23 protein-coding genes and 1 pseudogene are annotated in these 24,557 nt (G+C 40.2%); 18 read left to right on the top strand and 6 right to left on the bottom strand.

Annotation, left to right across the window (positions count from 1 at the left end):
• Positions 1 to 62: 62 nt before the first annotated feature.
• The 4 genes from NBH01_RS20520 to NBH01_RS20505 all read left to right on the top strand — a co-directional run bounded on the left by NBH01_RS20520 (position 63) and on the right by NBH01_RS20505 (position 4,593).
• Complete coding sequence (locus NBH01_RS20520; protein ID WP_057329275.1) at positions 63 to 509, top strand: JAB domain-containing protein; 447 nt, start codon at positions 63 to 65, stop codon at positions 507 to 509.
• 98 nt (positions 510 to 607) lie between these two features.
• Entirely contained in the window at positions 608 to 1,282 is a 675-nt protein-coding gene (locus NBH01_RS20515; protein ID WP_057329276.1) for a recombinase family protein, read from the top strand.
• Positions 1,283 to 2,088: 806 nt separating this feature from the next.
• Positions 2,089 to 3,348: a S1 family peptidase gene (locus NBH01_RS20510; RefSeq protein WP_172681358.1), complete on the top strand. Its 1,260-nt coding sequence runs from the start codon at positions 2,089 to 2,091 to the stop codon at positions 3,346 to 3,348.
• Positions 3,349 to 3,354: 6 nt separating this feature from the next.
• A complete protein-coding gene (locus NBH01_RS20505; protein WP_057329277.1) occupies positions 3,355 to 4,593 on the top strand; it encodes a hypothetical protein in 1,239 nt (412 codons plus the stop codon).
• A 64-nt stretch (positions 4,594 to 4,657) separates the two neighbouring features.
• Here NBH01_RS20505 and NBH01_RS20500 read toward each other — a convergent pair whose 3' ends face one another.
• The 3 genes and pseudogenes from NBH01_RS20500 to NBH01_RS20490 all read right to left on the bottom strand — a co-directional run bounded on the left by NBH01_RS20500 (position 4,658) and on the right by NBH01_RS20490 (position 6,042).
• Positions 4,658 to 5,029 carry a DMT family protein gene (locus tag NBH01_RS20500; RefSeq protein ID WP_005821429.1) on the bottom strand — a complete coding sequence of 124 codons (372 nt, stop codon included), beginning with the start codon at positions 5,027 to 5,029 and terminating at the stop codon, positions 4,658 to 4,660.
• Positions 5,030 to 5,106: 77 nt separating this feature from the next.
• Positions 5,107 to 5,268, bottom strand: a pseudogene (locus NBH01_RS20495) (DMT family protein); the annotation flags it as partial.
• Between the two features lie 27 nt (positions 5,269 to 5,295).
• Entirely contained in the window at positions 5,296 to 6,042 is a 747-nt protein-coding gene (locus NBH01_RS20490; RefSeq protein WP_008764709.1) for a PP-loop family protein, read from the bottom strand.
• 139 nt (positions 6,043 to 6,181) lie between these two features.
• Between NBH01_RS20490 and NBH01_RS20485 the strand changes: the two genes are divergently transcribed.
• The 4 genes from NBH01_RS20485 to NBH01_RS20470 all read left to right on the top strand — a co-directional run bounded on the left by NBH01_RS20485 (position 6,182) and on the right by NBH01_RS20470 (position 10,145).
• Entirely contained in the window at positions 6,182 to 7,609 is a 1,428-nt protein-coding gene (locus tag NBH01_RS20485; protein ID WP_225679297.1) for a tetratricopeptide repeat protein, read from the top strand.
• A 9-nt stretch (positions 7,610 to 7,618) separates the two neighbouring features.
• Entirely contained in the window at positions 7,619 to 8,089 is a 471-nt protein-coding gene (locus NBH01_RS20480; protein WP_118337303.1) for an NfeD family protein, read from the top strand.
• Between the two features lie 23 nt (positions 8,090 to 8,112).
• Entirely contained in the window at positions 8,113 to 9,114 is a 1,002-nt protein-coding gene (floA, locus tag NBH01_RS20475; RefSeq protein WP_195380725.1) for a flotillin-like protein FloA, read from the top strand.
• A gap of 152 nt (positions 9,115 to 9,266) precedes the next feature.
• Positions 9,267 to 10,145: a nucleoside phosphorylase gene (locus NBH01_RS20470; protein ID WP_054959345.1), complete on the top strand. Its 879-nt coding sequence runs from the start codon at positions 9,267 to 9,269 to the stop codon at positions 10,143 to 10,145.
• A gap of 69 nt (positions 10,146 to 10,214) precedes the next feature.
• Here NBH01_RS20470 and NBH01_RS20465 read toward each other — a convergent pair whose 3' ends face one another.
• Together NBH01_RS20465 and NBH01_RS20460 are read right to left on the bottom strand one after the other, a co-directional pair.
• Positions 10,215 to 10,874 carry an NAD(P)-dependent oxidoreductase gene (locus NBH01_RS20465; RefSeq protein ID WP_008764706.1) on the bottom strand — a complete coding sequence of 220 codons (660 nt, stop codon included), beginning with the start codon at positions 10,872 to 10,874 and terminating at the stop codon, positions 10,215 to 10,217.
• Between the two features lie 81 nt (positions 10,875 to 10,955).
• Positions 10,956 to 12,863 carry a PAS domain-containing hybrid sensor histidine kinase/response regulator gene (locus tag NBH01_RS20460; protein WP_008764705.1) on the bottom strand — a complete coding sequence of 636 codons (1,908 nt, stop codon included), beginning with the start codon at positions 12,861 to 12,863 and terminating at the stop codon, positions 10,956 to 10,958.
• A gap of 132 nt (positions 12,864 to 12,995) precedes the next feature.
• Here NBH01_RS20460 and mnmE point away from each other — a divergent pair, with 132 nt between their 5' ends.
• The 5 genes from mnmE to NBH01_RS20435 all read left to right on the top strand — a co-directional run bounded on the left by mnmE (position 12,996) and on the right by NBH01_RS20435 (position 18,407).
• Positions 12,996 to 14,393, top strand: coding sequence for a tRNA uridine-5-carboxymethylaminomethyl(34) synthesis GTPase MnmE (gene mnmE, locus NBH01_RS20455; protein WP_008764704.1), 1,398 nt, complete (start codon positions 12,996 to 12,998; stop codon positions 14,391 to 14,393).
• Between the two features lie 250 nt (positions 14,394 to 14,643).
• Positions 14,644 to 15,549 carry a helix-turn-helix domain-containing protein gene (locus tag NBH01_RS20450; RefSeq protein ID WP_225679295.1) on the top strand — a complete coding sequence of 302 codons (906 nt, stop codon included), beginning with the start codon at positions 14,644 to 14,646 and terminating at the stop codon, positions 15,547 to 15,549.
• A 92-nt stretch (positions 15,550 to 15,641) separates the two neighbouring features.
• Positions 15,642 to 16,748 carry a site-specific integrase gene (locus tag NBH01_RS20445; RefSeq protein WP_035449428.1) on the top strand — a complete coding sequence of 369 codons (1,107 nt, stop codon included), beginning with the start codon at positions 15,642 to 15,644 and terminating at the stop codon, positions 16,746 to 16,748.
• Positions 16,749 to 16,830: 82 nt separating this feature from the next.
• The gene (locus NBH01_RS20440) at positions 16,831 to 17,229 is read left to right on the top strand and encodes a GNAT family N-acetyltransferase (RefSeq protein ID WP_225679293.1); all 399 of its coding nucleotides are present in this window, start codon (positions 16,831 to 16,833) and stop codon (positions 17,227 to 17,229) included.
• Positions 17,230 to 17,633: 404 nt separating this feature from the next.
• Positions 17,634 to 18,407, top strand: a complete 774-nt coding sequence (locus tag NBH01_RS20435) for a mobilization protein (protein WP_225679291.1) — start codon at positions 17,634 to 17,636, stop codon at positions 18,405 to 18,407.
• A 77-nt stretch (positions 18,408 to 18,484) separates the two neighbouring features.
• Here NBH01_RS20435 and NBH01_RS20430 read toward each other — a convergent pair whose 3' ends face one another.
• The gene (locus tag NBH01_RS20430; protein WP_250700255.1) at positions 18,485 to 19,954 is read right to left on the bottom strand and encodes a hypothetical protein; all 1,470 of its coding nucleotides are present in this window, start codon (positions 19,952 to 19,954) and stop codon (positions 18,485 to 18,487) included.
• Positions 19,955 to 20,245: 291 nt separating this feature from the next.
• On the opposite strand from NBH01_RS20430, the gene NBH01_RS20425 reads away from it, so the two are divergent.
• The 5 genes from NBH01_RS20425 to NBH01_RS20405 all read left to right on the top strand — a co-directional run bounded on the left by NBH01_RS20425 (position 20,246) and on the right by NBH01_RS20405 (position 24,526).
• Positions 20,246 to 20,614 carry a helix-turn-helix domain-containing protein gene (locus tag NBH01_RS20425; RefSeq protein ID WP_032589326.1) on the top strand — a complete coding sequence of 123 codons (369 nt, stop codon included), beginning with the start codon at positions 20,246 to 20,248 and terminating at the stop codon, positions 20,612 to 20,614.
• Positions 20,615 to 20,625: 11 nt separating this feature from the next.
• On the top strand, positions 20,626 to 21,993 hold the full coding sequence (locus NBH01_RS20420; protein WP_225679310.1) for a DUF3987 domain-containing protein: 1,368 nt from the start codon (positions 20,626 to 20,628) through the stop codon (positions 21,991 to 21,993).
• Between the two features lie 83 nt (positions 21,994 to 22,076).
• Entirely contained in the window at positions 22,077 to 23,150 is a 1,074-nt protein-coding gene (locus NBH01_RS20415; protein WP_250700254.1) for a DUF6371 domain-containing protein, read from the top strand.
• A 139-nt stretch (positions 23,151 to 23,289) separates the two neighbouring features.
• Positions 23,290 to 23,598: a MobC family plasmid mobilization relaxosome protein gene (locus NBH01_RS20410; RefSeq protein WP_225679285.1), complete on the top strand. Its 309-nt coding sequence runs from the start codon at positions 23,290 to 23,292 to the stop codon at positions 23,596 to 23,598.
• Entirely contained in the window at positions 23,588 to 24,526 is a 939-nt protein-coding gene (locus tag NBH01_RS20405) for a relaxase/mobilization nuclease domain-containing protein (protein WP_225679283.1), read from the top strand. The genes NBH01_RS20410 and NBH01_RS20405 overlap by 11 nt, the downstream gene beginning before the upstream one ends.
• Positions 24,527 to 24,557 lie beyond the last annotated feature (31 nt).

Genomic DNA, 24,557 nt, shown 5'->3' with positions numbered 1-24,557 from the left:
AGGGCAGCTATTCAATTAGTTGTCCTTTCTTTATATCTACCAGCTTATTAAGACATCAAATTATGGATATAGATTATACTGTGGGAGAAGTGGAACTGTCCTACAAACCCAAATTTAAAAGTCTGCATCAAGTAAGTTGTTCAGAGGATGCTTATAAATACTTACTTCCTACCTATAAGGAAGGAACTATCTGTTACAAGGAATATTTTAAAGTCTTGTTTCTAAACCAAGCCAAACAAATTTTAGGTTACACTCTCATATCAGAGGGTGGAATTACTGAAACTTGTGCTGATGTCAGAGTTATCCTACAAGCTGCATTGCTCACCAATTCAGTAGCTATCATTCTTGCACATAATCACCCAAGCGGTAATCTGAAACCAAGCAGGCAGGATATGGAGATTACTAAGCAGGTCAAAGAAGCTGCAAGACTAATGAGAATTACAGTTTTAGACCACCTCATATTAACAGATACAGGATATTACAGTTTTGCTGACGAGGGAGAATTATAATAAGGTAGAAGGCACTCAATTTTTAAGTTGGGTGTCCTTATTTACATAAACTGAATGTTCGTTCAGCATTTGTAACCAACTATTAATAATTGTGAATTATGAAGACATACATAGCATATCTAAGACAATCCACCATGAAGCAACAAATCTCTGGTCTTGGTGTAGAAGCACAACGAGAGATTATACACAACCATGTAAAGAATAAACCCATACTTGCTGAATATATTGAAACGGAGAGTGGGAAGAAATCTAACAGACCTCAACTTCTTGCAGCTTTAGCGATGTGTAGGAAAACAAATTCTATTCTGATTGTAGCCAAATTGGATAGACTGTCAAGGAATGTGGCATTTACTTCAAAGCTATTGGAGAGTGATGTTGAGATTGTGTTCTGTGACTTTCCACAAGCCAACAGACTAATTTTGCATATCATCAGCAGCATAGCTGAATATGAAGCAGGACTAATCAGTCAGAGAACTAAGCAGTCACTTCAAGCCAAGAAAGCAAGGGGTGTGCAGCTTGGTAAAGCAGAGAACTTGATGAATAAATTTGAACAAGCCGTTCAGCATAGTATCGTTACCAACAAGGCTAAAGCTGATAACAATCCAAATAACATGAGAGCGATAGCACTGTTACGGTCATTATCTATGCAAGGCAAATCTTTATCTGAAATGACTTGTCTCTTGAATGAGCAAGGTTTTGTTACATCTAAGGGATGCAAGTTTCAGATTACACAAGTCAAGAGGTTACTTGTCAGAGCAGGGTTGATGTCGTGAAGTCATTTTGAAAGGCAGGACAAATAAGGAGCAAGGTTTAGCTTTATATACTCCAACCCAAGTTTGTCCTACCCTAAAATTCAAATGAAGATATAGGCTTTAATAGTCTAAATGTAGCGACTAAAAAATATTAAGCTTAGATACCTCTAAAGTACAAACTTGGTAGTTTGGCATTTCAGCCTTATAGAAGTAATTCAATTCCATTAATTTACAGGCTTTAGAATTATCTCAACTCTTATTAATAATGTCGCAGGTAGCACTTCTTGAATATCCAACAATATGCTGACTTAAAGACAGTAATTCAAGGCAGGTAAAAATATTCAGAATTTAGTCCTTATATGGCGAGAAGTGAATTTGATACCCACATGGATTTAGAGAGTTTAGATGCAACTCTGACTAAATATCTCATTCAGACTATGTTTGAGAGCAGGAGATTTACTATTTCTCCTCACTCCATGCTTAGTGATTTAAAACCTTTCATTATCTTTGCACCAATTCCAATGAACTAATGAGATAGGGAGTTGGAAGGACATAATTTAATGAGAGCATAACGAATTATCCTCTATTTGGAATCTGGACAATTTCATAGGTTAGGGATAGTAGTTCAATATGCTCATGCTAATGCAATATACCTACTTCATCTTTATGGAGTAGTGGATATATACATTCAGCATGGGCTATTGTCTATTACTTAACTTAGGGCAGTCCAGAGCCTCAAATAGGGTAATATTCAATAGTTCCCATGCTCTTTTATTTTTATAATAGCTTATCCATAGGGAACAGGTGAGCGTAATTGTCAAGAGATTATGAAGCATCTTCTTTATGGGTTAATCATTCTTAGCATGGTAACGTGTACATCTAAAAAGAACAGTTACACGCAAGAGCAACTATATGAGCAAACTTCTTCTGGAGTTGTCTTAATTCAGAATACATATTATTATAAAATCACATTATCAAATAATGGATTCTATTCAACCAACTACGTCTTCTCTAAATTACAAGATGGGGAACTTAAAAACATATCTCATACCATATCCAATAATTTTAATGAAGTAAATGACACTATTAAGAGTACAACATTTGGCACAGGTTTCATCATATCTCCAAGAGGAACGATTGTTACTAACAGTCACGTAATCAATCCTACTGCTAACAAAGCTCTTATCTATCAAGCATTTATTACATACTTAAAAGAAGAAATAGATAAATGCAACCAACGAATTGCAATAGAGCAACATGATTTAGATATATTTGAAAAGGAAATTAGAGATAATAAAAGACTCAATTCACAAGGCTATGCTATGATGATAGAAGGAATTCAAATGTGTAAGAAAACAATAAAAGCATACACAGAATACAGAGATAACCGTTTAAGGGAAATGGGATTAAGTAACTTTGAAGTGGAGCTGTGTTCTGAAATCAAAATAGCATATAATGGAAGCCATATAACATCAAGTAATGATTTAATAGATTGTTTCGTAGTAAAAGATGTTCCTAATTATGATTTAGGAATAATCCAAATTGCTGATGGTAACAACTTCTGGAATGTTTGCAAGTTAGGGGAAGCTCCTAAATGGTCTTATGAGCAAATGGAAGTAGGTTGGAGTAACATTCATAATGCTGGAACAATTAGTTGGTTCACCATCCCACAAGATAAATACATTTTTAATCTTTATAATAATGAAACTCATAACGATGAAGAAATTAAACTATATATGATAGGTTACAATCAAGGACCAACATTAGCATTAACCAATGATGGAATTAAGGCACAAATTACACAAGGTTATATCAGTCAAAACACTGATAGCATTAAGATAATGTACTCAATACCTGCTCTACAAGGTTCAAGTGGTAGCCCTGTTGTTAATCAATATGGGGAATTGGTAGCTATAAATTTTGCAGGCATTAATAATACACAAGGTTTTAATTATGGAATAAGAGTTGAGAGATTAAGAGAAATTGTAAATGACAAGTCCGTTAAAGATAGAATGACTGTTCGTCAATCAAAGAATAAGCCAATAAATAACGATTCTATTAATTCCATTGAATCCATAAACAATTAATTAAGAATGAAAATATTTAGATTATTAGCAACCTCACTATTGGTTGCATTAAGCATGGGAGTTAGTTCCTGTGGCGATGATGAATTGGAGGTAAATTCCCCAACAACATCTGGAGGTGAAACATCGTTAGAACTTATTTGCAAAGAATATGGAATTACGGACTATAAGGATATTGATTTATTAAACTATTTCATCCATGCAAACAATACAATAATAAACAAGGAGCAAGCTAATTTTACAGGATTAAAGGATAATCATTTGTGGGTTGCTACTTACCATAATTCGACTAAGGAAAAATTGGCAGAGGGTACATGTAGCTCTGAGTTCCAACTTTCATGTAAAGTTTTTAAAGAGTTTGATGGATATAAGGACATGACCATATCTAAGATGACTCCAATGTGGAATTATATTATAAATCCATCCCAATTCATTACAATATTAAGATACAATTTTAAAGAAGATGCAGCAGCCTCGTTATACAGTACGCTTTTTTATAACAATGGTAAGTCTAAAGAGATTAGAGGGCTTGGAGATGATAACGTCTTTAATTGGTACGACAACAGCGTACTCATAAGAGATTATTGCTATACTTTGGATGGTGATAGTATTTGTGCATTCACTATACCAACAGGTGATGGTGTTGGAATGGATGCAGTAGAAGTTTATGCACCCTTATCTCATAGTGAAATTATCTATCGTTGGTTTGACGAAGATGGAGCTTTTATTGGAAGGTGGAATGGAACAACCAAACAGCAGATTTGGCTTACAGAGTTGAAGGAACTATCAAACTTAATTGATAACGACCAATATAAAGTTGATTTTAAACTATCTGACAGTTCCACTAATATTTGGAAATTTGATGCTACCATAACTTCTTATGATGGAGATAAGAATACACTTAGTTATGAAATAGATATTGATAATGGTACAATCAAAGGAGAAGATAATTATGCTTCTCTTATTATAGGTAAATGGAAGATGACAAGTGGTAACGCTATCGCCACCCATGTAACTTATAAGAATGATGGTACATTTGAATATACAAGTACAGAAGATAGCTCTTACAAGGAAGTGGGCAAGTACAAGATAGACGGTAACAAGCTCTATGAAATGTACAACGATGAAGAAGAATGGATTATCAATGATATTCTGTTACTTAATTCTATGACCTTATCAGTGCAGGAATTGGAAGCTGATGGAGTAACACCCACAGGTCAGAAGTACTCTTATCAGAGAGTGGAATAAAAGATTTACGCATACTAAAAGTGAGCAGCATTTGAAGAAACTCTTATGCTGCTCTTTTCTATAACTATTTCATAAATACAAAATAAACAGCCAATATCAAGCAAACGAAGGCAGCTATATGATTCCAGTGCAAAGCTTCACCTTTAAAGAATACAGTTGTAAAAACTGTGAATATAATAAGAGTTATTACTTCTTGAAGAACTTTCAACTGCATCAATGAAAATGGTCCTCCATTACCTACATATCCAATGCGATTCGCTGGAATTTGACAAGAATACTCAAAAAAAGCTATTGACCAACTAAAGGCTATTACACCTATCAAAGGAAGAGCAGCAAACCAAGAATATTCCTGCTTCATCTTTAAATGACCATACCAAGCAAAAGTCATAAAGACATTTGATACTATAAGCAATAAAATTGTGTAGAGAGCTTTCATATTATTCTAATTCTACTATACATTATTATATATCAACGTAAAGTGTTAAATTTCCAGTTGGGTTTTTCCGTTTTATTATACTCAAAAAATGCAATAACCCAACTAAAGGTAATCACACCTATCAACGGAAGAGCAGCAAACCAAGAATACTCTTGTTTCATCTTTAAATGCCCATACCATGCAAAGGTCATAAAGACATTGGATACAATGAGTAATAAAATTGTATAGAAACCTTTCATCTTATTATATACTAAAATCAGTAATTATCAGTCTATTTTATCCGGCAACAATTCTTCCTGCACATTCGTCATGCTCCCCCACAAGCTGTAGCGAGCTTCCGGATTCATCGCTTCCAACTGTCGCAGAATACCCTTCATATCACTTCGGCTGGACTGTGATTCATAAGGACAATTCTTCACTTGTTTCCGGTAGTCATGCAATGCAGCCAGTTCAATCAGATCAGCCTCGTGCACCATACACATCGGTCGGATAATTGTCATATCAAATTTCTTCATCACCAAGCGAGGCGGCATCGTACTGAATGCCCCCTGATAAGTAATGTTCATCAACAATGTTTCCAAAATATCATCCATGTGATGTCCTAAAGCAATCTTATTGCATCCTTGCTCCTTGGCAACCGTAAACAGAGCTTTCCGACGATTCCAGGAACAAAGAAAGCAGGGAGACTTGCGCGTATCCGTAGCAGGATCAAAGGACGTTTCGTACTGCACAAAAGGCACTCCAAAAGAGTCACAATATGCTTTCAGATATTCAGTATCACTTTGGTAAGGAATATTATTCATCACCACATGGACAGCTATCACAGAAAACCGAGGCTTATAAATACGCGCCCGCTTGCCCAGCAACTCTACAAGTGCCAACGAATCTTTCCCGCCCGACAGTCCGATAAGGATTTTGTCCCCTTCTTCTATCAGTCGATACTGCACCACTCCTTTATTGAATCGCCGTTCAATACGGCGGATCGTCTTCTCTTCTTCCGTAAATTGTGTCATATCTTCAAAAATCGGCTGCAAAAGTAAGCGAAAAGAATGATTTAAAGAAGAATTAACATAATAGAATCTCTGAAAAAGGGTTTATTTCTAATAAATTTGTACTTTTGAACAATTGATGCATGGATTAGTGAATAAAACAATGAAAAGAAAATATATTCTATTTATAATTTGCAGTTTCTTCCTCGGAGGAGTATCTGCACAAACATTGGAACAGGCACGCACCTTATTTACAAAAGGTGACTACGAACAAGCCAAACCCGTATTTCAGAAATATGCCAAATCTCAACCATCCAATGGTAACTACAGCTATTGGTACGGTGTCTGCTGCCTGAAAACCGGAGAACCGGAAGAAGCCGTGAAGTATCTCGAAACCGCTGTAAAAAGACGGGTAGCCGGTGGACAACTCTATCTGGGACAAGCTTACAATGATACTTATCGTTTCGAAGATGCAGTCAACTGCTTTGAAGAATATATCGCCGACCTCAGCAAACGCAAAAGATCGACGGAAGAAGCTGAAGCTCTATTGGAAAAGAGCAAAGCTGACCTGCGTATGCTCAAAGGAGTAGAAGACGTGTGCATTATTGACAGTTTCGTGGTAGATAAAGCAAATTTCCTGAGCGCATACAAGATCAGTGAAGAGTCTGGCAAGCTATTTACATTCAACGAATTCTTCCAGACCGAAGGAGATCATCCGGGAACAGTTTATGAAACAGAAATCGGTAATAAAATCTATTATAGCGAAAAGGGAGAAAGAGGAAATCTGGACATATTCTCCAAGAATAAATTACTGAATGAATGGAGCAACGGTCGCCCGTTGCCCGGCAGCATCAACGAATCCGGAAATGCCAACTACCCGTTTGTTTTATCGGATGGTGTTACTATTTATTATGCAACCGATGGCGAAGGACTGGGAGGATATGATATTTTTGTCACTCGTTACAACACAAATACGGACTCTTATCTGACACCGGAAAATGTGGGAATGCCGTTCAATTCACCTTATAATGATTATATGTACGTCATCGACGAATACAATAATCTGGGTTGGTTTGCCTCCGACCGTTTCCAGCCCGAAGAGAAGGTTTGCATCTATGTATTCATTCCTAATTCGTCTAAACAGACTTATAATTATGAGGCGATGGACCCGCAGCAGATGATCCGTCTGGCGCAGATTCATTCACTGAAGGAAACTTGGAAAGATGAAAATATAGTTACAGAAGCATTGCAACGTCTGAAAGAGGTAATCAATCATAAGCCACAGGAACGTCGTGTGGTTGAATTCGAGTTTGTCATCGATGATAACACGACCTATTATCTGTTGAGTGATTTCAAATCTCCCAAAGCAAAGCTACTGTTCCAAAGTTACCGGCAACTGGAAAAAGATTATCTGCAACAGGAAGATAAACTGAACGGTCTGCGCCAGCAATATGCAAGCGCCAACCAACAAGGAAAAGAAAAACTCGCTCCCGCAATCCTTGATCTGGAAAAAAGAATTCTGCAAATGAATGAAGAACTGGATGCTCTTGGAGTAAGTGTGCGTAATGCCGAAAAAACAAAATCAAAATAATACAGAGTTATGGACATACTGATTATCACCGTTCTCATCATTGCTGCAGTAATACTATTTTTGGTTGAACTGTTTGTCATTCCGGGGATTAGCCTGGCGGGCATTTCAGCACTTGCTTGTATTCTCTATGCCAACTATTACGCTTTCGCCAATCTGGGTATGGCAGGAGGATTTATCACTTTAGGGATATCGGCTGTCGCCTGTATCGGTTCGCTTATCTGGTTCATGCGTTCGAAGATGCTGGATAAGCTGGCTTTGAAAAAAGATATTGACTCAAAAGTAGACCGCAGTGCGGAGAAGAGCGTCAAGGTAGGCGACACAGGAATCAGCACTACCCGCCTGGCACAAATCGGTTATGCTGAGATTAACGGTAACATCGTGGAAGTAAGATCGATAGACGGCTTCCTCAATGAAAAGACTCCCATCATTGTGAGCCGCATCGCTGACGGTACCATCCTGGTCGAGAAACACAAAATATAATATTCACTTAATATAAATTATCAATGGAAACATCTTTGTACTTACCTATCGTTATGATTGTTGGAGGTATTATTTTCCTAATACTATTTTTCCATTATGTGCCGTTCTTCCTTTGGTTGTCGGCTAAAGTATCAGGCGTTAACATCTCGTTGATTCAACTCTTCCTGATGCGTATCCGTAATGTTCCGCCGTATATCATTGTTCCGGGCATGATCGAAGCCCACAAAGCCGGATTGAAGAACATCACCCGTGATGAACTGGAAGCCCACTACCTTGCCGGAGGCCATGTAGAAAAAGTAGTCCATGCGCTGGTATCCGCATCGAAAGCGAACATCGAGCTGTCATTCCAGATGGCAACCGCTATCGACCTTGCCGGACGTGATGTGTTTGAAGCTGTTCAGATGTCTGTAAACCCGAAAGTGATTGATACTCCTCCTGTTACTGCGGTAGCCAAAGACGGTATCCAGCTGATAGCGAAAGCTCGTGTAACGGTACGTGCCAGCATCAAGCAGTTGGTCGGTGGTGCCGGAGAAGATACCATCCTTGCCCGTGTAGGTGAAGGTATTGTTTCCTCTATCGGTTCTTCGGAAAACCACAAGTCAGTACTCGAAAATCCGGATTCTATCTCTAAACTCGTACTTCGTAAGGGATTGGATGCAGGAACTGCTTTCGAAATTCTGTCTATTGATATCGCGGATATCGATATAGGTAAGAACATTGGTGCAGCTTTGCAGATTGACCAGGCTAATGCAGACAAGAACATCGCACAGGCTAAAGCAGAAGAACGTCGTGCAATGGCTGTCGCTTCCGAACAGGAAATGAAAGCTAAAGCACAGGAAGCGCGTGCCAAAGTAATCGAAGCGGAAGCGGAAGTACCTAAAGCAATGGCAGAAGCCTTCCGTAGCGGCAATCTGGGTATAATGGATTATTACCGTATGAAAAATATCGAAGCTGATACTTCAATGCGCGAAAACATTGCCAAACCAACGGCTGGTGGTGCCACCAACCAGCCGTTGAGTAAATAGTCTACCCAACGCCGGAACCCGATTTCTATTCAGTTCATCAGCGTATCTTCTCTTTAAACTTGCAAAAGAAAGATACCTCTTCCGAACTAAAATCCGGTTCCGGCGTTTCTATTTATATACGACTTATTGTAAAACTAAAACCGTTCAATAACATGAAAAAGTACTTTCCATCCTCTGAACTGATTATCAACGAAGACGGCTCGGTATTCCATCTTCACGTAAAGCCCGAATGGCTGGCAGATAAAGTGATCCTTGTAGGAGATCCCGGACGTGTAGCACTCGTAGCTTCTCACTTTGAAAACAAAGAATGTGAAGTGGAAAGCCGCGAATTCAAAACAATCACGGGTACATATAAAGGTAAACGAATCACAGTGGTTTCTACCGGAATTGGTTGCGATAATATCGACATCGTTATGAACGAACTGGATGCGCTTGCCAACATCGACTTCGAGACACGGGAAGAAAAAGAAAAGTTCCGCCAACTGGAGTTAGTACGTATCGGTACGTGCGGCGGCTTGCAGCCAAATACTCCGGTAGGCACCTTCGTCTGTTCACAGAAATCTATCGGTTTCGACGGATTATTGAATTTCTATGCCGGACGTAATGCGGTATGCGATCTTCCTTTCGAACGTGCTTTCCTTAATCACATGGGCTGGTCGGGAAATATGTGTGCCCCTGCGCCTTATGTTATTGATGCCAGTGAAGAACTGATTGACCGGATTGCTAAAGAAGATATGGTACGTGGTGTAACGATTGCCGCAGGAGGCTTCTTTGGGCCACAAGGACGTGAACTCCGTATTCCGTTAGCAGACCCGAAACAAAATGATAAGATTGAAGCATTTGAATATAAAGGCTTTAAGATTACCAACTTTGAAATGGAAAGTTCGGCACTTGCAGGACTTAGCCGACTGATGGGACATAAGGCAATGACCGTCTGCATGGTGATAGCCAACCGACTGATCAAAGAGGCTAATACCGGATATAAGAATACAATCGATACACTGATTAAGACTGTGCTCGATAGAATATAAGAGATATATCCATCATAACAGAATGGCTTGAATCATACTCTGTATTGTATGTTTCAAGCCATTTTTTCATTAATATCCAATCGTAAATCTCTCCTGATGATGCTTGGGATGTTCCAACTCATCGATCATTGCAGCCGCATAGTCTTCTACAGAAATATGGCTGTTACCCACGATATCCACAATCATATCATCTTTGCCCAAACGGTAACGTCCGGTGCGTACTCCCGGTCTCATATCTGCTGCCGGAGAGAAAAATACCCAGTCAATCTCTTTCTCCTTCATCAGGAAATTCAAATAAAACTCTCCCAAAGCTTTAACTCCGGGCAGGATATTCTCAGGAACTTCACCCGAATCCATCAGTCGCAATCCCGGCGCAATAAACAGTGATCCGGCACCACCTACCATCAGGAAGCGATTTACTCCCGCTTTCTTCACTCCATCAATGATAGTCAGATATACTTTGATGGTTTCGTCATATATATCAGGATTATTCCATCCCGGATTGAATGCACTGATAACGGCATCCGCTCCTTTGCAAACTTCGCATACTTCATCGAGCGAAGAGACATCCGCTTTCTTTACTTTCAGATGCTCGTTCTCTATCTTTATTTTCTCGGGATGACGAACTACAGCTGTCACTTCAAAGCCACGATTCAATGCCTCATTTAGCAGAGCGGAACCAACAAAGCCGCTAGCTCCGATGAGGACTATCTTTTTCACTTTCTCCATATTCCAACAAAAATTAGATTGTTATTATTACTTTAATAACAATCTAACTTTCAGAATGTTGGTCTCCTTTTAGAAAATTAATTATCCGATATAGGTTTCTATCGTTTCTTTCAGTTTCTCCAAAGAATATGGTTTGGAGATAACTGCATTGCATCCAGCCTGAATAGCCTGTTGCTGTTCCGTATAGAACGCATAGGCAGTGACTGCAATAATAGGAACCGAAAGAGAAATAGTTCGAATCTTCTCTGTAGCCTGAATGCCATCCATCACAGGCATACGAATATCCATTAATATCAAGTCCGGTTTTTCCCGAATAAAGCTATTGATTGCTTCCTGTCCGTTACGCACCCACAGAATAGTATACTCTTTCTTCAGTAAGATATTCAACTGGGCAAAGTTCGATTCGATATCCTCCACAACCAAAATCTTTTTATGACGTACGGATTCAGAATCAATCTTAGTAGAAAGACTCCGTTCGGCAACTTCTACCGGTATCTCCTGATAAGGCAGATAAAGCGCAAACGTACTACCTTGTCCCAGTTCCGAGCTAACTTCAATACGGCCACCGAGACGTTCTACAATACTCTTGCAAATAGAAAGCCCCAGTCCGGTACCTTGCACAAAGTCGTTCAGTTTTTCAAAACGAGTAAAGATTTGAGGAAGTTTCTCTTCCGGAATTCCACAGCCCGTATCGCTGACAAACAGTTTCAGCCAGTCTCCCTCCTGTTTCAATCCCAATGTGATACTTCCCGTTTCAGTATTCTTAATGGCATTGGATAAAAAATTGAAGAGTACCTGCATCACACGGTTCCGATCGGTAGAAGTCCAAAACTCTCCTTGCGGACGAACCACTTTCAAGTCCACATTCAACTTCATCTTTAACTGATGCACCTTCTCCACTTCATCCACCAAACCGGCTATTTCAACTTGCTGGAAGTGCATCTCCGATTTACCGGATTCGATGCGGGACAAGTCCAAAATATCATTGATCAACTGCAACAGCAGATTGCTATTCTTCTGGATAATCTCCAGATATTCATGTTTTTCCTCTTCATTCTCCGTTAAAACCATAATCTCCGAAAATCCCACAATAGCATTCAGCGGAGTACGAATCTCATGACTCATATTTGCGAGAAATACAGACTTCATCCGGTCGGCATCCTCTGCACGCCGTTTCGCTTCAATTAATTCCTCGGAACGACGGATACGATCGCCAATATCGTGTATTAACGCCAGCACGGTATTACCTTCAAACGGGGCGATGCGTGCCTGAAAATAATGTTTACTCCCCTCCACTTCCAATGGATATTCAATCTCTTTCAGATTCCCGTCCTTCAGGCATTCGCGAATATTGCAAAGAAACAAATCACTTACTTCCGGAGAATAAATACTGCGCCCGTCCGCTCCTTTCAGCACTTCTACCGGATGCAGCAGAATCGTACCCGGCGCCATCAGCACATCCGTTATAAAGAAATTCTCGTCAAAGATGAAGATAAATTCGGGTAAAGCTTCTATTATTTTACGGTTATGTTCTTCCAGATGTTTAATATGCTGTTCCTTTTCACACTGGGAGGTAACATTTACAGTATATGCCAACAGTTTATCCGGATCTCCTTCTTCATTCCCTTTATAAGACAAGAAATGATCTTCCAGCCAAATCACTTCACCATGCTCCCCGACACAACGGACCTGTATCTGAGATGCTTTGGACTCCGAAGCAAGCATTTTAGCAAAAGCTGTCTGATAGGCATTTATATCTTCGGGGTATGCGAAATGGTAAAAGTCATTAATGTCTTTAAAGACTACTCCCGCCTCTTTCAAGCCTAACGTGCGGAAATAATCGTCCGTGAAGCTACATTTCCCTGTCGGAATGTCATATTCCCATAAAGCTATTTGATGTGCGGCAAGTACAGAAAGTATCTTTTGTGAATTTTCCCGTATGATTTCATTATTCTCATTCGGTGAATATAAGTTTGTATCCGGCTCCATAGACTATCATTATATTTTGTATGTGCATTGTTTGAACGGCAGCAAATATAAACAAATAAAACACAAGTTGTGTCTAATCTTATTTTTTTTACTTAGAAACAATTATCTTTGCATCATCCAAAAAGAAATATAATGAATCAAGATACTATCTGCGCTATTGCTACCGCTCAAGGAGGAGCCATCGGAAGCATCCGTGTTTCCGGTCCTGAAGCTATTTCCATTACAAGCCGCATCTTCCAACCAGCCAAAGCCGGCAAATTACTTAGTGAACAAAAGCCTTATACGCTGACATTCGGGCGTATCTATAATGGAGAAGAAGTCATAGATGAAGTCCTTGTGAGTCTTTTCCGGGCTCCTCATTCTTATACGGGAGAGGATAGTACAGAAATCACGTGTCATGGTTCTTCCTATATTCTTCAGCAAGTAATGCAATTGTTGATTAAGAACGGTTGCCGTATGGCTCAACCGGGAGAATATACCCAACGCGCATTCCTCAACGGAAAGATGGACTTAAGTCAGGCGGAGGCTGTAGCCGATTTGATTGCATCTTCTTCCGCAGCCACTCATCGTTTGGCCATGAGTCAGATGCGGGGAGGTTTTAGCAAAGAGTTAACGGACCTACGAAGTAAGTTGCTAAACTTCACTTCCATGATCGAACTGGAACTTGACTTCAGCGAAGAAGATGTGGAGTTTGCTGATCGTTCGGCATTGCGAAAACTCGCAGATGAAATAGAGCAGGTTATCTCCCGACTGGTTCATTCATTTAATGTTGGGAATGCCATTAAGAATGGTGTTCCGGTAGCTATCATCGGTGAAACGAATGCGGGGAAATCAACTTTACTGAATGTATTACTGAACGAGGATAAAGCAATTGTCAGTGATATTCATGGTACCACGCGTGATGTCATTGAAGATACTATTAATATAGGTGGCATCACTTTCCGATTCATTGATACTGCCGGAATCCGGGAAACAAATGATACCATTGAAAGTCTTGGTATTGAACGTACATTCCAAAAGCTGGATCAAGCGGAGATTGTACTTTGGATGGTTGATTCATCTGATGCATCTTCTCAGATAAAGCAATTATCAGAAAAGATCATTCCTCGTTGTGAAGAGAAGCAACTAATTGTTGTATTCAACAAAGCGGATTTGATTGAGGAAAAGCAGAAAGAAGAATTATCTGCTTTATTAAAGGACTTTCCTAAAGAATACACGAAGTCTATCTTCATATCGGCAAAAGAACGTAAACAGACCGACGAGTTACAAAAGATGCTTATTAACGCAGCACATCTGCCTACGGTAACACAGAATGATATTATTGTGACAAACGTAAGGCATTATGAAGTTTTAAGTAAAGCTTTAGATGCTATTCACCGGGTACAGGATGGGCTTGAAACGCATATATCTGGAGATTTTCTTTCGCAAGATATACGGGAGTGTATTTTCTTCATTTCGGATATTGCAGGGGAAGTGACGAATGATATGGTGCTTCAGAATATCTTTCAGCATTTTTGCATCGGAAAGTAAACACTTGATTATCAAATAGTTAAATTGATTATGATCGATTAATATGGCGCTCTTTACGGGCGCCTTTTTTGTTGCTCAAGTATCGTTGATAATCGTTGCTAAGCCTTTTTACGCCATTTTTTGTACCTCCTGTGTACCTCACCACGAAAATCCGAGGATTATCGTTGGCAAGGTCGTGGAGAACTTTTACGCCATTTTACGGGATTTTACGGAGTTATACAAAAATATTGGAGAAATAAGGAGAAATAACATGAGTAGCAACATTGAAATCAGACGAATCTGTGCGTGGTGCAAGCAAGAATTCATTGCGCATAAAACAACTACAACCTGTTGTTCGCACAGATGTGCAAACCTCCTGTATAAACAGAAGAAACGTGAGGCTTCTATTAAGGCTAACAACCAAATTGTCGAAAAAGTCATCAAGGAGAAGCCGATTGAGAAGATCAGAGACAAGCCTATTCTTACTATCACAGAGGCTGCCACATACATTGGAGTAACCCGACCTACTCTTTATGGCTACCTGAAAAGAGGTGAACTAAAAGCCACCCGACTTGGATATAAATTTCTATTGAAAAAAGAAGATATTGATAACTTATTCAATAAGTCTATAGAATTTAAGATTCCGGTCAGAGACAAACCTTCCATTAATGATTTCTATACCACCGCTGAAGTTAAGGAAAAGTATGGCGTAAAGGATTCCTGGATATTTCACATCGCTAAGGAATATAATATTCCACGAACCTTTCACCGTGGAAAAACCTATTGGAGCAAAAAGCATATTGATGATTACTTTGCAAAGAAAGCTCCCGATCCTGAGATCAAGGAATGGTACAGCACGCAAGACATGCAGGAGAAGTTCGGCATGACACTAACGGCCATCTATTCTTTTGTATCAAAGAATGCTATTCCCAAAAAGAAAGTCGGAATCATGGTGTACTACTCCAAGAAACATGTGGACATCGCCAAAGGTCTCATAGCTCCTGAAGAGCCCAAATACTACACCATTGCCGAAGCGATGGAGCGATTCAATCTGACACGAGACCAACTCTACCATTATGTGAAATACCATAATATCCCCCGTATCAAAGTCGGTAAATATACCAAGATTCTGCGGGCAGAGCTGGACAAGTTCTTTGAACCTCCAAAGATAGAATAAGCCGAAAGTTATTTTCCGGTGATAAATACCACCATCATAACACCTATTTTATTTGCAACAAAAACAAGTATTAATCAAAAAACAATATAGCTATGACACTTACATGCACCAACGTAACTTTGAGACAAAAACCATTGCGTAACGACCGCATATCTCTTTATCTGGATTATTACCCGGCCATCCGCAATCCTTACACGATGAAGATGAGTCGCCGGGAATTCCTTGGCATCTACATCTATGCCAAACCCAAGAACGAGCAACAAAGAATGTTCAATCAGGACATGCTGAACAAAGCAGAGGCCATCCGCTGTATCCGTGTCCAGTCGCTTATCAATGAAGAATTCGGGTTTCTGGACAAAAACAAGCAAAAGGTAGATTTCCTCGCCTACTTCCGGACAAAGGCACGGGAAAAATATGAAAAATGGGATTGCGTTTACAACCACTTCGAGAAATTTGTCGGCGGTAAATGTACCTTTGGTGATGTCACCGTGGAACTGTGCGAGAAGTTCAGGGATTACCTGCTCAAATGCAAACAGATTAATCATCCCAATGCTTACATCTCACGCAATTCGGCAGCCGGCTATTATTCAACTTTCCGAGCCTTGTTGAAGATAGCCTACAAAGAAAAGATGCTGCGTGAGAATTTGAACGACTTCCTGGAAAAGATTGAATGGAAAGAGGTCAAGAAAGAGTATCTGACACTTGATGAAGTCAAGAAACTGGCAGCTACGCCATGCAAGATTCCAGTCTTGAAACAAGCCTCCTTGTTTGCCTGCATGACCGGCCTCCGTATCAGTGATATTCTGAAGCTGGACTGGCGTGATTTTGAAGTCGGTCCGGATCAAGGTTACTATATCCGTATCTGCACCGAAAAGACAGAAACCGAGGCCACCCTCCCCATCAGTCAGGAGGCACTGGAGTTGTGTGGCGAATGGGGTACCGGAAAAGTATTCAAAGGCTTAACCCGCTCCATGACTCATCATCCCTTGAAACAATGGATTGCCGAAGCCGGAATCAGAAAACACATAACCTTCCACTGCTTCAGGCACTCGTATGCGGTCATCCAAATCTCTTTAGGCACAGACATTTACACAGTATCGAAGATGCTGACGCATAAGAATGTCACCACGACACAAATTTATGCTGATTTGGTTAACTCCAAGAAGCGAGAGACGGCGAATAAGATTTCATTAAAGTAGGAAGAAACTTGTAGTAGACAGAAAAATCCATTTTCTTTGCATAAAGTACCAGTCCACTTTAATCATTAAGACAAAGAGAGAGATGGCAAATATTACATTCAAGAAGCTTGTTGAACAAGAATATGCTAAGTTTCGAGTAGATGTGAAAGAGATTTTTTCCATAGCTGTCATTGAGACTTTTGGAAATCCGGATCATCAAGATGAAATTATTCCAGATAATGATATAGACCTATCTTTATACAACCCTCAATGTGAAGCGCTGGCTGTATATGCCGAAGGGGAAAAAGTTGGAGGTGTCGTTGTCAAGATTGACTCTCAAACGGGAATCAATTGGTTGGATCTGTTTTATGTTTATCCTGATAAACATGGACAGGGACTTGGACTTCAAATATGGAAAGGTCTGGAAAAGAGATACCCCAATACCAAAGCTTGGCGTCTGATAACTCCCTATTTTGAAAAGCGCAATATCCATTTTATGTAAACAAATGTGGCTTTAAAATTGTCGAATTCTTCAATAAAGCGTATCGAGATCCTTCCATACCATCAGGTAGAAGTGATTTTCATGATGAATATTTTATATTCGAAAAAGTAATGGACTAAATCCAAAGTGAATTATAACACCTATTACAAGGCTGTTCCCATCATGTTAAATCTGTGTCAGGTTAATCAAATCTGATGCAGATTTTTATTTTAAAGCATGACAGAGTCCTCAAACCGACTTTTTTCGGTAAAAAACAAGAAATTTACAATCCGCTGAATATTAGCTGTGTAATGTGATGACATCTGATGAAATCTATTGTCAAAAGGCCATAGTAGGCCAATACTATTGATTTTTTGAAAAAATAATCCTATATATTTGTAGCTGAACAATTAGCAAATATCATCATGAATCAGAAAAAAGCAGAATATATAGCACTTTATTCCTTGGTGTTTGGAGTCATTCTAGTCTTTGGTATTTTAATCCGCCAATTTGTTTTATCAAAAGGTATTGATGACTTCAGTAGTACAGTTGCATTTTTTGCAACAGTTATTGTATTGACAGCACTATATGCCAGTTTGCAGATAACTTTCAATCAGTTTCTGCTGCCACGCATAGAAGCTTTTCTATTTCGTTTCTCTGCTTTTCAAAAGATGAAAGATAACAATGACGCCGTTTCTTTTCCGGAAGCCCCTACAATCAAAGATTCAAACCAAGCTACACCTGATGTCATTGAGTCTGCTCCTACCACTGAAGAAACAATCTCCGAACCTTCAGAATATGAAGTCATGCGCACCAATGCTATTGCAGAAAAGAATCGCGCTATTCAAACCAAATTGGAAAAGGTTCTCAACTATACGAAGCAAACAATGGTTGCCTATATGAGTGAAGAAGACCTCAACCGTCTATGTGCATATGTCGCAGAATATAGCTCAGGCGATACCTTACAAAAGATATCGCCTGTAAAGGTTGACTCACAGCTTAAAAGCATTGACATTATGCACTTTGGTTGGAATATTGGTAAAGCGTTCAGCAAAAAGCGCATTCACACAGCCACATTCATCAAGAATGTTTTTGCCCATACCCTTTGCAACTTGGAAATCTCAACTATTGAGCGTAAGATGTCTAATACCGAAACAATTAGTCAAATTAGAATAAACAAAAATTTAAAAGTAGAATAATAAAACTTTATTTATCTCCAATTCACATTTTTCGAATCTAAATAGCAGATTTTTTATTAAATAGTTATAAGTATAATTCATATTGTAATAAAAATAGGCTCTTTACGATTGCAAGCTTCTTTTATGCCAAATAGAACTTCATTATTGAGAATTTTTCCTGTAAATCCAGCATCTTTTAATAATAGAATTGAACACAGTTTATGCAATCGTAGCCCCATAGCAAATAATTCATTGCGCTGTTCTCTCAAAGATTTCTTTTCATTAGTTAAGTGACCATGAAAAGTGGAATTACGTTTATTGATGGCTTCTTTATCGTTCTTTGAAAGTTCATATCCATATTTCGGAAAACAAAATTCTAGCTTATTGGCATTAGGTGCGGAATTAAGATTATGCTCTATACGCTGAGAAAATATACTTAATGCATCTTGTGGAAGATTCTGAATATTTTGTAATGCTTTAATCAATACAGGAGCTACTTCTTGTATATAAATCTCTTGAGGTATTATTGGAGGTGATGTTAAATTATCCCCTTTCAACAATGCCGATGTTATAGTTTCTAAAGTTACATGAAAGAATGGCTTTTGATACTCTATGTTCATCAAACTCCCATCAATTAGCATATTAGCTGCTATCAACATGTCATTTGTTTTATAACAAAGTTGGGCTAATTTATTAAAAGCATCAATTGTAACAGATGAGTCTTCTTCATAGTACCATCTAGTTCCATCACCAAGTGTACACTGAATCTCTTTTAAAGCATATTCTTGATAATCATATTGTTGCAAGTATTCTACTATAAGATTACTATTAGGTTGAAGAATCTTGAAAGGACAATATTGAGCCTTCTGCAACGACAAAACTTCAATTCCTTCAAGTTTTGAAAAAGATATTTCATTACTAGCCACATGAAAACAATAATCACCATATCGCTTTCCTATAACGAAACCAAGAGCCACTATTATTGACATCACTCTGTGATCCATTTCATCGTATGTAATAGACTCTGTTGATTCAATAATCATCCAATGACAATTATTAAAATTAGAGGAATAAAGATTCATACTATGGCCTTCCAGCTCAACTGTTATTAAATTAGAGAAGTGATGTTTACCTAAATCATCAGTGTAAGGCAAAGCCTTTATTTTCATAAACCACTCATGTCCGTTAATTGGATAAATAAAACGCCAAAAATATTGTTTTTCTTCTACCAACGTCACTTGAGTAAGTTTATTAAATCGTATATCAAAATGTTGTTCATTTTTGCTTCCAATGATTATATTACCTTCAAAATACGCAGTATTTTGTGGTATTTTGTATACACTATTAACTGCTTCTAATATAATTTCAGGCAAATATTCTATATTGACACTTTGGGGTATAGCTTGAGTAGTGGCATTAAACTCCAGATCAAAATGATTAGGGTTTATGCTCAATTTATTTATATTTGGAACGCCTTCAATACCATTTACCTTACAGTTCTCCATATGAAGAATTGCAAGTATGGCTTCTATAGTTGGTTTAAGTATAAATTGTTTCATATCCTTCATATAATATTTACCGCTTTATCACTAATTTTTCTGCGTACAAAATTAGTAAAACTAATCAGACAAAGTGTTAGGCCTTTTATTATTTACAATTACACATTTTATGGCTCTTTTTATCCAAACTCACAAAAATATTATTGAAAGCAATATTGATCCGTATCTAATACTCTAAAATTCAATTATATACTACTACAAATCACCACCAAAAGTTATCTCACAGTTATATTCCGGTGATGTTTTCCACCATCAAAACACCAATTTCCTTTGCCAGCGAACAATTAAAAACGAGTACGTATGGCAAACGAACAAATCACTTTTGATAAGCTGCCGCAGGCGGTAGGTTATCTCACAGAACAGATGGAACAAATCCGGCAAATGGTGGCGGCACTGCAACCACAAACTTCTTCAGACAAGCATCGTCTTATTGAAATTGACGAAGCTTGTAAAATCACGCGAAAGGCGAAGCCTACCATTTACACGCTTGCGCGTAAAGGACTGATTCCAGCCTATAAAAAAGGTAAGAAGCTCTACTTCTATGAAGATGAGTTACTGCAATGGATTGAATCAGGACGCAAGCAGATACAGGCAATGTCGCTCCAGGAGCAGGCAGCGGAGATAGTACATGGAGCGAAACGCAAACCAAAGGGAGGCTATAACTTTTGATCTGCATGAATATGGAAACCTCCAAATTAACAGCAGAAGGTATTATCGGTGAGGCTGTGCGCATCGGAGCCAAAATGTCCGGCGGTGAGTTTCCGATAGAAATCTTTCCTATCAGGATTCAGCGTATCATCAGCAGTTTGCACGATTGTCAGGGCTATCCCGTGGATTACGTTGCTGCGGCTATCCTTGCGGCCATTGCCGTGGGGATTGGCAACTCTCATCTGGTGCAGGTGAAGCGCAACTGGCTGGAAAGTCCTATTCTGTACATGGCACTGATTGGACGCCCCGGAGCGAATAAGAGTCATCCGCTGAGTTTCGCTTTCCAGCCGTTTATTGAACACGACTATTGTCAGAATCAGGAATATCAGAAGCTGTATGCCGAGTATGAACGCACTATGTCCATGAGTAAGAAGGAACGCTTGGAAGCCGGTTTGGATGAGTTTCCGCAGGCTCCCGTGCGCAGCCGCTTTCTTATTTCGGATATCACCCCCGAAGGATTGAGCCAGATACATGCCCAGAATCCCAGAGGACTCTGCCTTTGGTCGGACGAGCTGTCGGCCTGGTTCAAGAATTTCAATCGCTACAATAACGGTTCGGAAGAACAGTTTTGGCTTTCGGTGTTCAATGCGAAGCCCACGATTTCCGACCGCAAGAGTACGCAAAGTTCCATTTTTATCAGACGTCCCTATATCTCCGTTATTGGTACCATCCAAAAGAAGATTTTGGGCGAACTGGTTAAAGGCGAGCGTTCGAGTAACGGTTTTATAGACCGTATTCTTTTCGTGATGCCCGAATCTGTCTTGAAAAGCAGATGGAACGACCGGGAAACTCCTGAAGAATTGGAAGTCCAGTGGCAACAGATTATCGACAAGCTGATTGTTCAGGATTGTCCGCATGACGAGAATAATGAGTTGCAGCCTCAATGCCTGCCATTCGATGAAGACGCCAAGCAACGGCTTTACGGTTGGCAGCATGAAAATGCCCGCCAATGTGATATGGAAACCAATGATGCTTTGGTAGGTATTTACTGCAAACTGGAAATCTACATTGTCCGGTTTTGTTTGATTATCCAGCTTGCCCGATGGACTTGCGGAGAGTGCGATAAGCATACGATTGACCTTGAAAGCGTGAACCGTGCCATCCTGCTGACTGAGTATTTCCGGACTACAGCCGTAAAAGTGCAGATAGCCGTCAGTCAGGAACAGTTGAGCGAATTGCACCGCAACATCTACCTGAATCTGCCTCAGAGATTTACAACGGCAGAAGGTATCGGCATTGCTGAAGGTTACGGGATGAAGGAACATGCTTTCAAGATGTTTCTAAAACGACACATCGGAACATTATTCAGAAAAGAGAATCATGGAGAATACAGTAAATAAACCTGTTACTATGCACATTTTCGCAACCGAGGGGTTTGTGAAGTTGCGAAAATGTGCATAGTAACATCCAAACAGAAAGAAAAATGAACTACAGATTCACATTAGAACCATACAAAGGTGTCAGCACCCGGCACACATGCCCGAACTGCCACCGCAAAAGTTGTTTTGTCAAATACATCGATACGGAAAAGCAAATCAGTTTTCCTGACTATGTAGGGCGATGCAACCATGAACAAAAGTGCGGCTACAACTATACGCCCAAAATGTACTTTGACGAGGACCCGATGGCCAAGGAACGATTGAGCGAAGAGTTTGTACCGGTGTCAAAGCCACGCATCAGTCTGCCTCCTGCGCCTTCATTCATTGAGCCGGAAATCATGGGACAGTCCCTAAAGCTGTATCACACCAACAAGTTGTTTCAGTTCCTGAGTTTCCATTTCGGACAGGAGGCTACCGAAGAGCTGATGTTGCGCTACCATGTAGGAACCTCGAAGCATTGGCCGGGAGCTACGGTATTCTGGCAGGTGGATATTTCCGGACGGGTACGCACCGGAAAAGTGATGCTCTACAATCCTGAAAACGGAAGGCGGATTAAAGAGCCGCACAACTACATCACGTGGGTACATTCCCTTTTGAAGAAAGAGAATTTCAACCTCCGGCAATGCCTGTTTGGTGAGCATCTTTTGTCCTCCGACCGGCAGCGTCCGGTTGCCCTAGTGGAGAGTGAGAAAAGCGCTTTGATATCCAGCTTCTATCTGCCGCAATACCTCTGGATTGCTTCGGGCGGAAAGAACGGAGCATTTAATCGGGATGCCATGAGCGTATTGAGAAACCGACGTGTTCTGCTCTTCCCAGACTTGGGTGCGACCGACTATTGGAACAGTAAAATGGAGATGATCCGAAACCTGGGAATAGAGGTTTCTCTCTTCGACTTTATGGAAAGAAACGCAATAAAAGAAGAACGGGATGCGGGTTATGACATTGCAGATTTTCTGCTGAGAGAAGAGACAAAGGAAGCTATTTTCAATCGTCTTATCACGTTGAATCCGGCCTTGAAAACGATGGTCGAGACCTTCGATTTACAGTTTGTCAATGTGGAGAAAGCACCGCTTTCAGCAACGGTTCAACATACTCGGAAAGGACTTTTCAAACGATGACTTTCAGATGTCTGATTCACTTCTTTTTCACTGGAGCAAGTTTATGCCGGTGTATTACATTTCCCGGCCACTTGCTCACCTCAAAAGACGGTGAGACAGCTCCCGATGGTCACAATTATTAATCTCAAAAGCAAATATTATGGACAAGAAAAATACAGTTACAATCCGTCTTACAGACGAACAGTTCGGCTGGCTCAGAGCACTCAGCCGACGCAGTAAACGCAGTCAAAGCGAAGTAGTGCGTTCGCTCATCGAACACGGTACGGTACGCGAACGGATTACAAGAGAAAATCTTGACATCATCCGTAAACTGATTGGCGAAAGCACGAACCTAAATCAGCTTGCCAAACGAGCCAACGCTTACGGTTTTTATCGTGTGGCCGATGAGTGCCGGGCCGTCGCCCAGCAGATGTCACAACTCATAAAACAGCTCAAAGATGATAGGTAAAATTGTAAAGGGTACATCGTTTTCGGGATGTGTAAACTATGTGCTGAAAGAAGATAAATCGCGGCTGCTGAAAGCGGTTGGTGTCTATGGTTCGCCCGAAGAAATAGCGGAGCAATTCGAGTTACAGACTTTACTGAACGACAAGGTCAAGAACACGGTCGGTCATATATCATTGAGCTTCTCCGCAGAAGACGGAGACCGCATCCGTGACGATGATTGGCTGATGCTGAAGATCGCCCACGACTATATGAAGCTGATGGGAATCGAGAACACGCAGTTCATCATCGCCCGGCATACTGACCGTGATCATCCGCATTGTCACATCGTTTACAACCGGGTGGATAATGACGGGCGCACCATCAGCGACAAGAACGACCGCTACCGGAACGAAAAGGTCTGCAAGATGCTGACAGCCCGTTACCATTTGCATTTTGCCGAAGGAAAAGAGCATGTCAATTTCATGCGGTTGCGCCATCACGACAGGGTTAAGTATTTTATCTATCATGCCTTGAAACGAGAAGTTCCGAACGCCCGAAGCTGGAGTGAGCTGCGACTGGCCTTGCAAAGATACGGAATTGATACGCAATGGAAGCTAAGTCGCACGACCGGAGAGATGCAAGGTGTCAAGTTCACATGTGACCAACTGACCTTTAGCGGTTCCAAGATTGACCGCCAGTTCAGTTTCCTGAACATCGACCAGGAGCTGAGATATAACGCTCTTTCCGCTACCATGAACCAGCGTCAGGTACAGGCAGAAACCATACGCGAGGAACCTCGGCATGAATATCAGCAGGAGAATCATTCCGGCATCAGCCTGGGGCTGTTCACTCCCTCTCATACGGATTATGATACGGAGGAAGCAATACAGGCCAACCGGCTTAAAAAGAAGAAAAAGAAACCGAAACGCAAGCGAGGTTTCAGTCTATAATCAATTTTTTATTAACCATCAAAATTCAAAT

Source organism: Bacteroides sp. B1-V-101 (assembly GCF_023656585.1).
GTDB classification, from domain to species: domain Bacteria; phylum Bacteroidota; class Bacteroidia; order Bacteroidales; family Bacteroidaceae; genus Bacteroides; species Bacteroides thetaiotaomicron.
The sequence above is the reverse complement of the archived record's forward strand: the minus strand, read 5'-3'. Positions and strand labels throughout refer to the sequence as shown.

Coding starts and splice junctions, on each gene's coding strand:
- NBH01_RS20520 (WP_057329275.1), top strand. CDS start 63: ATGGATATAGATTATACTGTGGGAGAAGTGGAACTGTCCTACAAACCC.
- NBH01_RS20515 (WP_057329276.1), top strand. CDS start 608: ATGAAGACATACATAGCATATCTAAGACAATCCACCATGAAGCAACAA.
- NBH01_RS20510 (WP_172681358.1), top strand. CDS start 2,089: ATGAAGCATCTTCTTTATGGGTTAATCATTCTTAGCATGGTAACGTGT.
- NBH01_RS20505 (WP_057329277.1), top strand. CDS start 3,355: ATGAAAATATTTAGATTATTAGCAACCTCACTATTGGTTGCATTAAGC.
- NBH01_RS20500 (WP_005821429.1), bottom strand. CDS start 5,029: ATGAAAGCTCTCTACACAATTTTATTGCTTATAGTATCAAATGTCTTT.
- NBH01_RS20490 (WP_008764709.1), bottom strand. CDS start 6,042: ATGACACAATTTACGGAAGAAGAGAAGACGATCCGCCGTATTGAACGG.
- NBH01_RS20485 (WP_225679297.1), top strand. CDS start 6,182: ATGAAAAGAAAATATATTCTATTTATAATTTGCAGTTTCTTCCTCGGA.
- NBH01_RS20480 (WP_118337303.1), top strand. CDS start 7,619: ATGGACATACTGATTATCACCGTTCTCATCATTGCTGCAGTAATACTA.
- floA (WP_195380725.1), top strand. CDS start 8,113: ATGGAAACATCTTTGTACTTACCTATCGTTATGATTGTTGGAGGTATT.
- NBH01_RS20470 (WP_054959345.1), top strand. CDS start 9,267: ATGAAAAAGTACTTTCCATCCTCTGAACTGATTATCAACGAAGACGGC.
- NBH01_RS20465 (WP_008764706.1), bottom strand. CDS start 10,874: ATGGAGAAAGTGAAAAAGATAGTCCTCATCGGAGCTAGCGGCTTTGTT.
- NBH01_RS20460 (WP_008764705.1), bottom strand. CDS start 12,863: ATGGAGCCGGATACAAACTTATATTCACCGAATGAGAATAATGAAATC.
- mnmE (WP_008764704.1), top strand. CDS start 12,996: ATGAATCAAGATACTATCTGCGCTATTGCTACCGCTCAAGGAGGAGCC.
- NBH01_RS20450 (WP_225679295.1), top strand. CDS start 14,644: ATGAGTAGCAACATTGAAATCAGACGAATCTGTGCGTGGTGCAAGCAA.
- NBH01_RS20445 (WP_035449428.1), top strand. CDS start 15,642: ATGACACTTACATGCACCAACGTAACTTTGAGACAAAAACCATTGCGT.
- NBH01_RS20440 (WP_225679293.1), top strand. CDS start 16,831: ATGGCAAATATTACATTCAAGAAGCTTGTTGAACAAGAATATGCTAAG.
- NBH01_RS20435 (WP_225679291.1), top strand. CDS start 17,634: ATGAATCAGAAAAAAGCAGAATATATAGCACTTTATTCCTTGGTGTTT.
- NBH01_RS20430 (WP_250700255.1), bottom strand. CDS start 19,954: ATGAAGGATATGAAACAATTTATACTTAAACCAACTATAGAAGCCATA.
- NBH01_RS20425 (WP_032589326.1), top strand. CDS start 20,246: ATGGCAAACGAACAAATCACTTTTGATAAGCTGCCGCAGGCGGTAGGT.
- NBH01_RS20420 (WP_225679310.1), top strand. CDS start 20,626: ATGGAAACCTCCAAATTAACAGCAGAAGGTATTATCGGTGAGGCTGTG.
- NBH01_RS20415 (WP_250700254.1), top strand. CDS start 22,077: ATGAACTACAGATTCACATTAGAACCATACAAAGGTGTCAGCACCCGG.
- NBH01_RS20410 (WP_225679285.1), top strand. CDS start 23,290: ATGGACAAGAAAAATACAGTTACAATCCGTCTTACAGACGAACAGTTC.
- NBH01_RS20405 (WP_225679283.1), top strand. CDS start 23,588: ATGATAGGTAAAATTGTAAAGGGTACATCGTTTTCGGGATGTGTAAAC.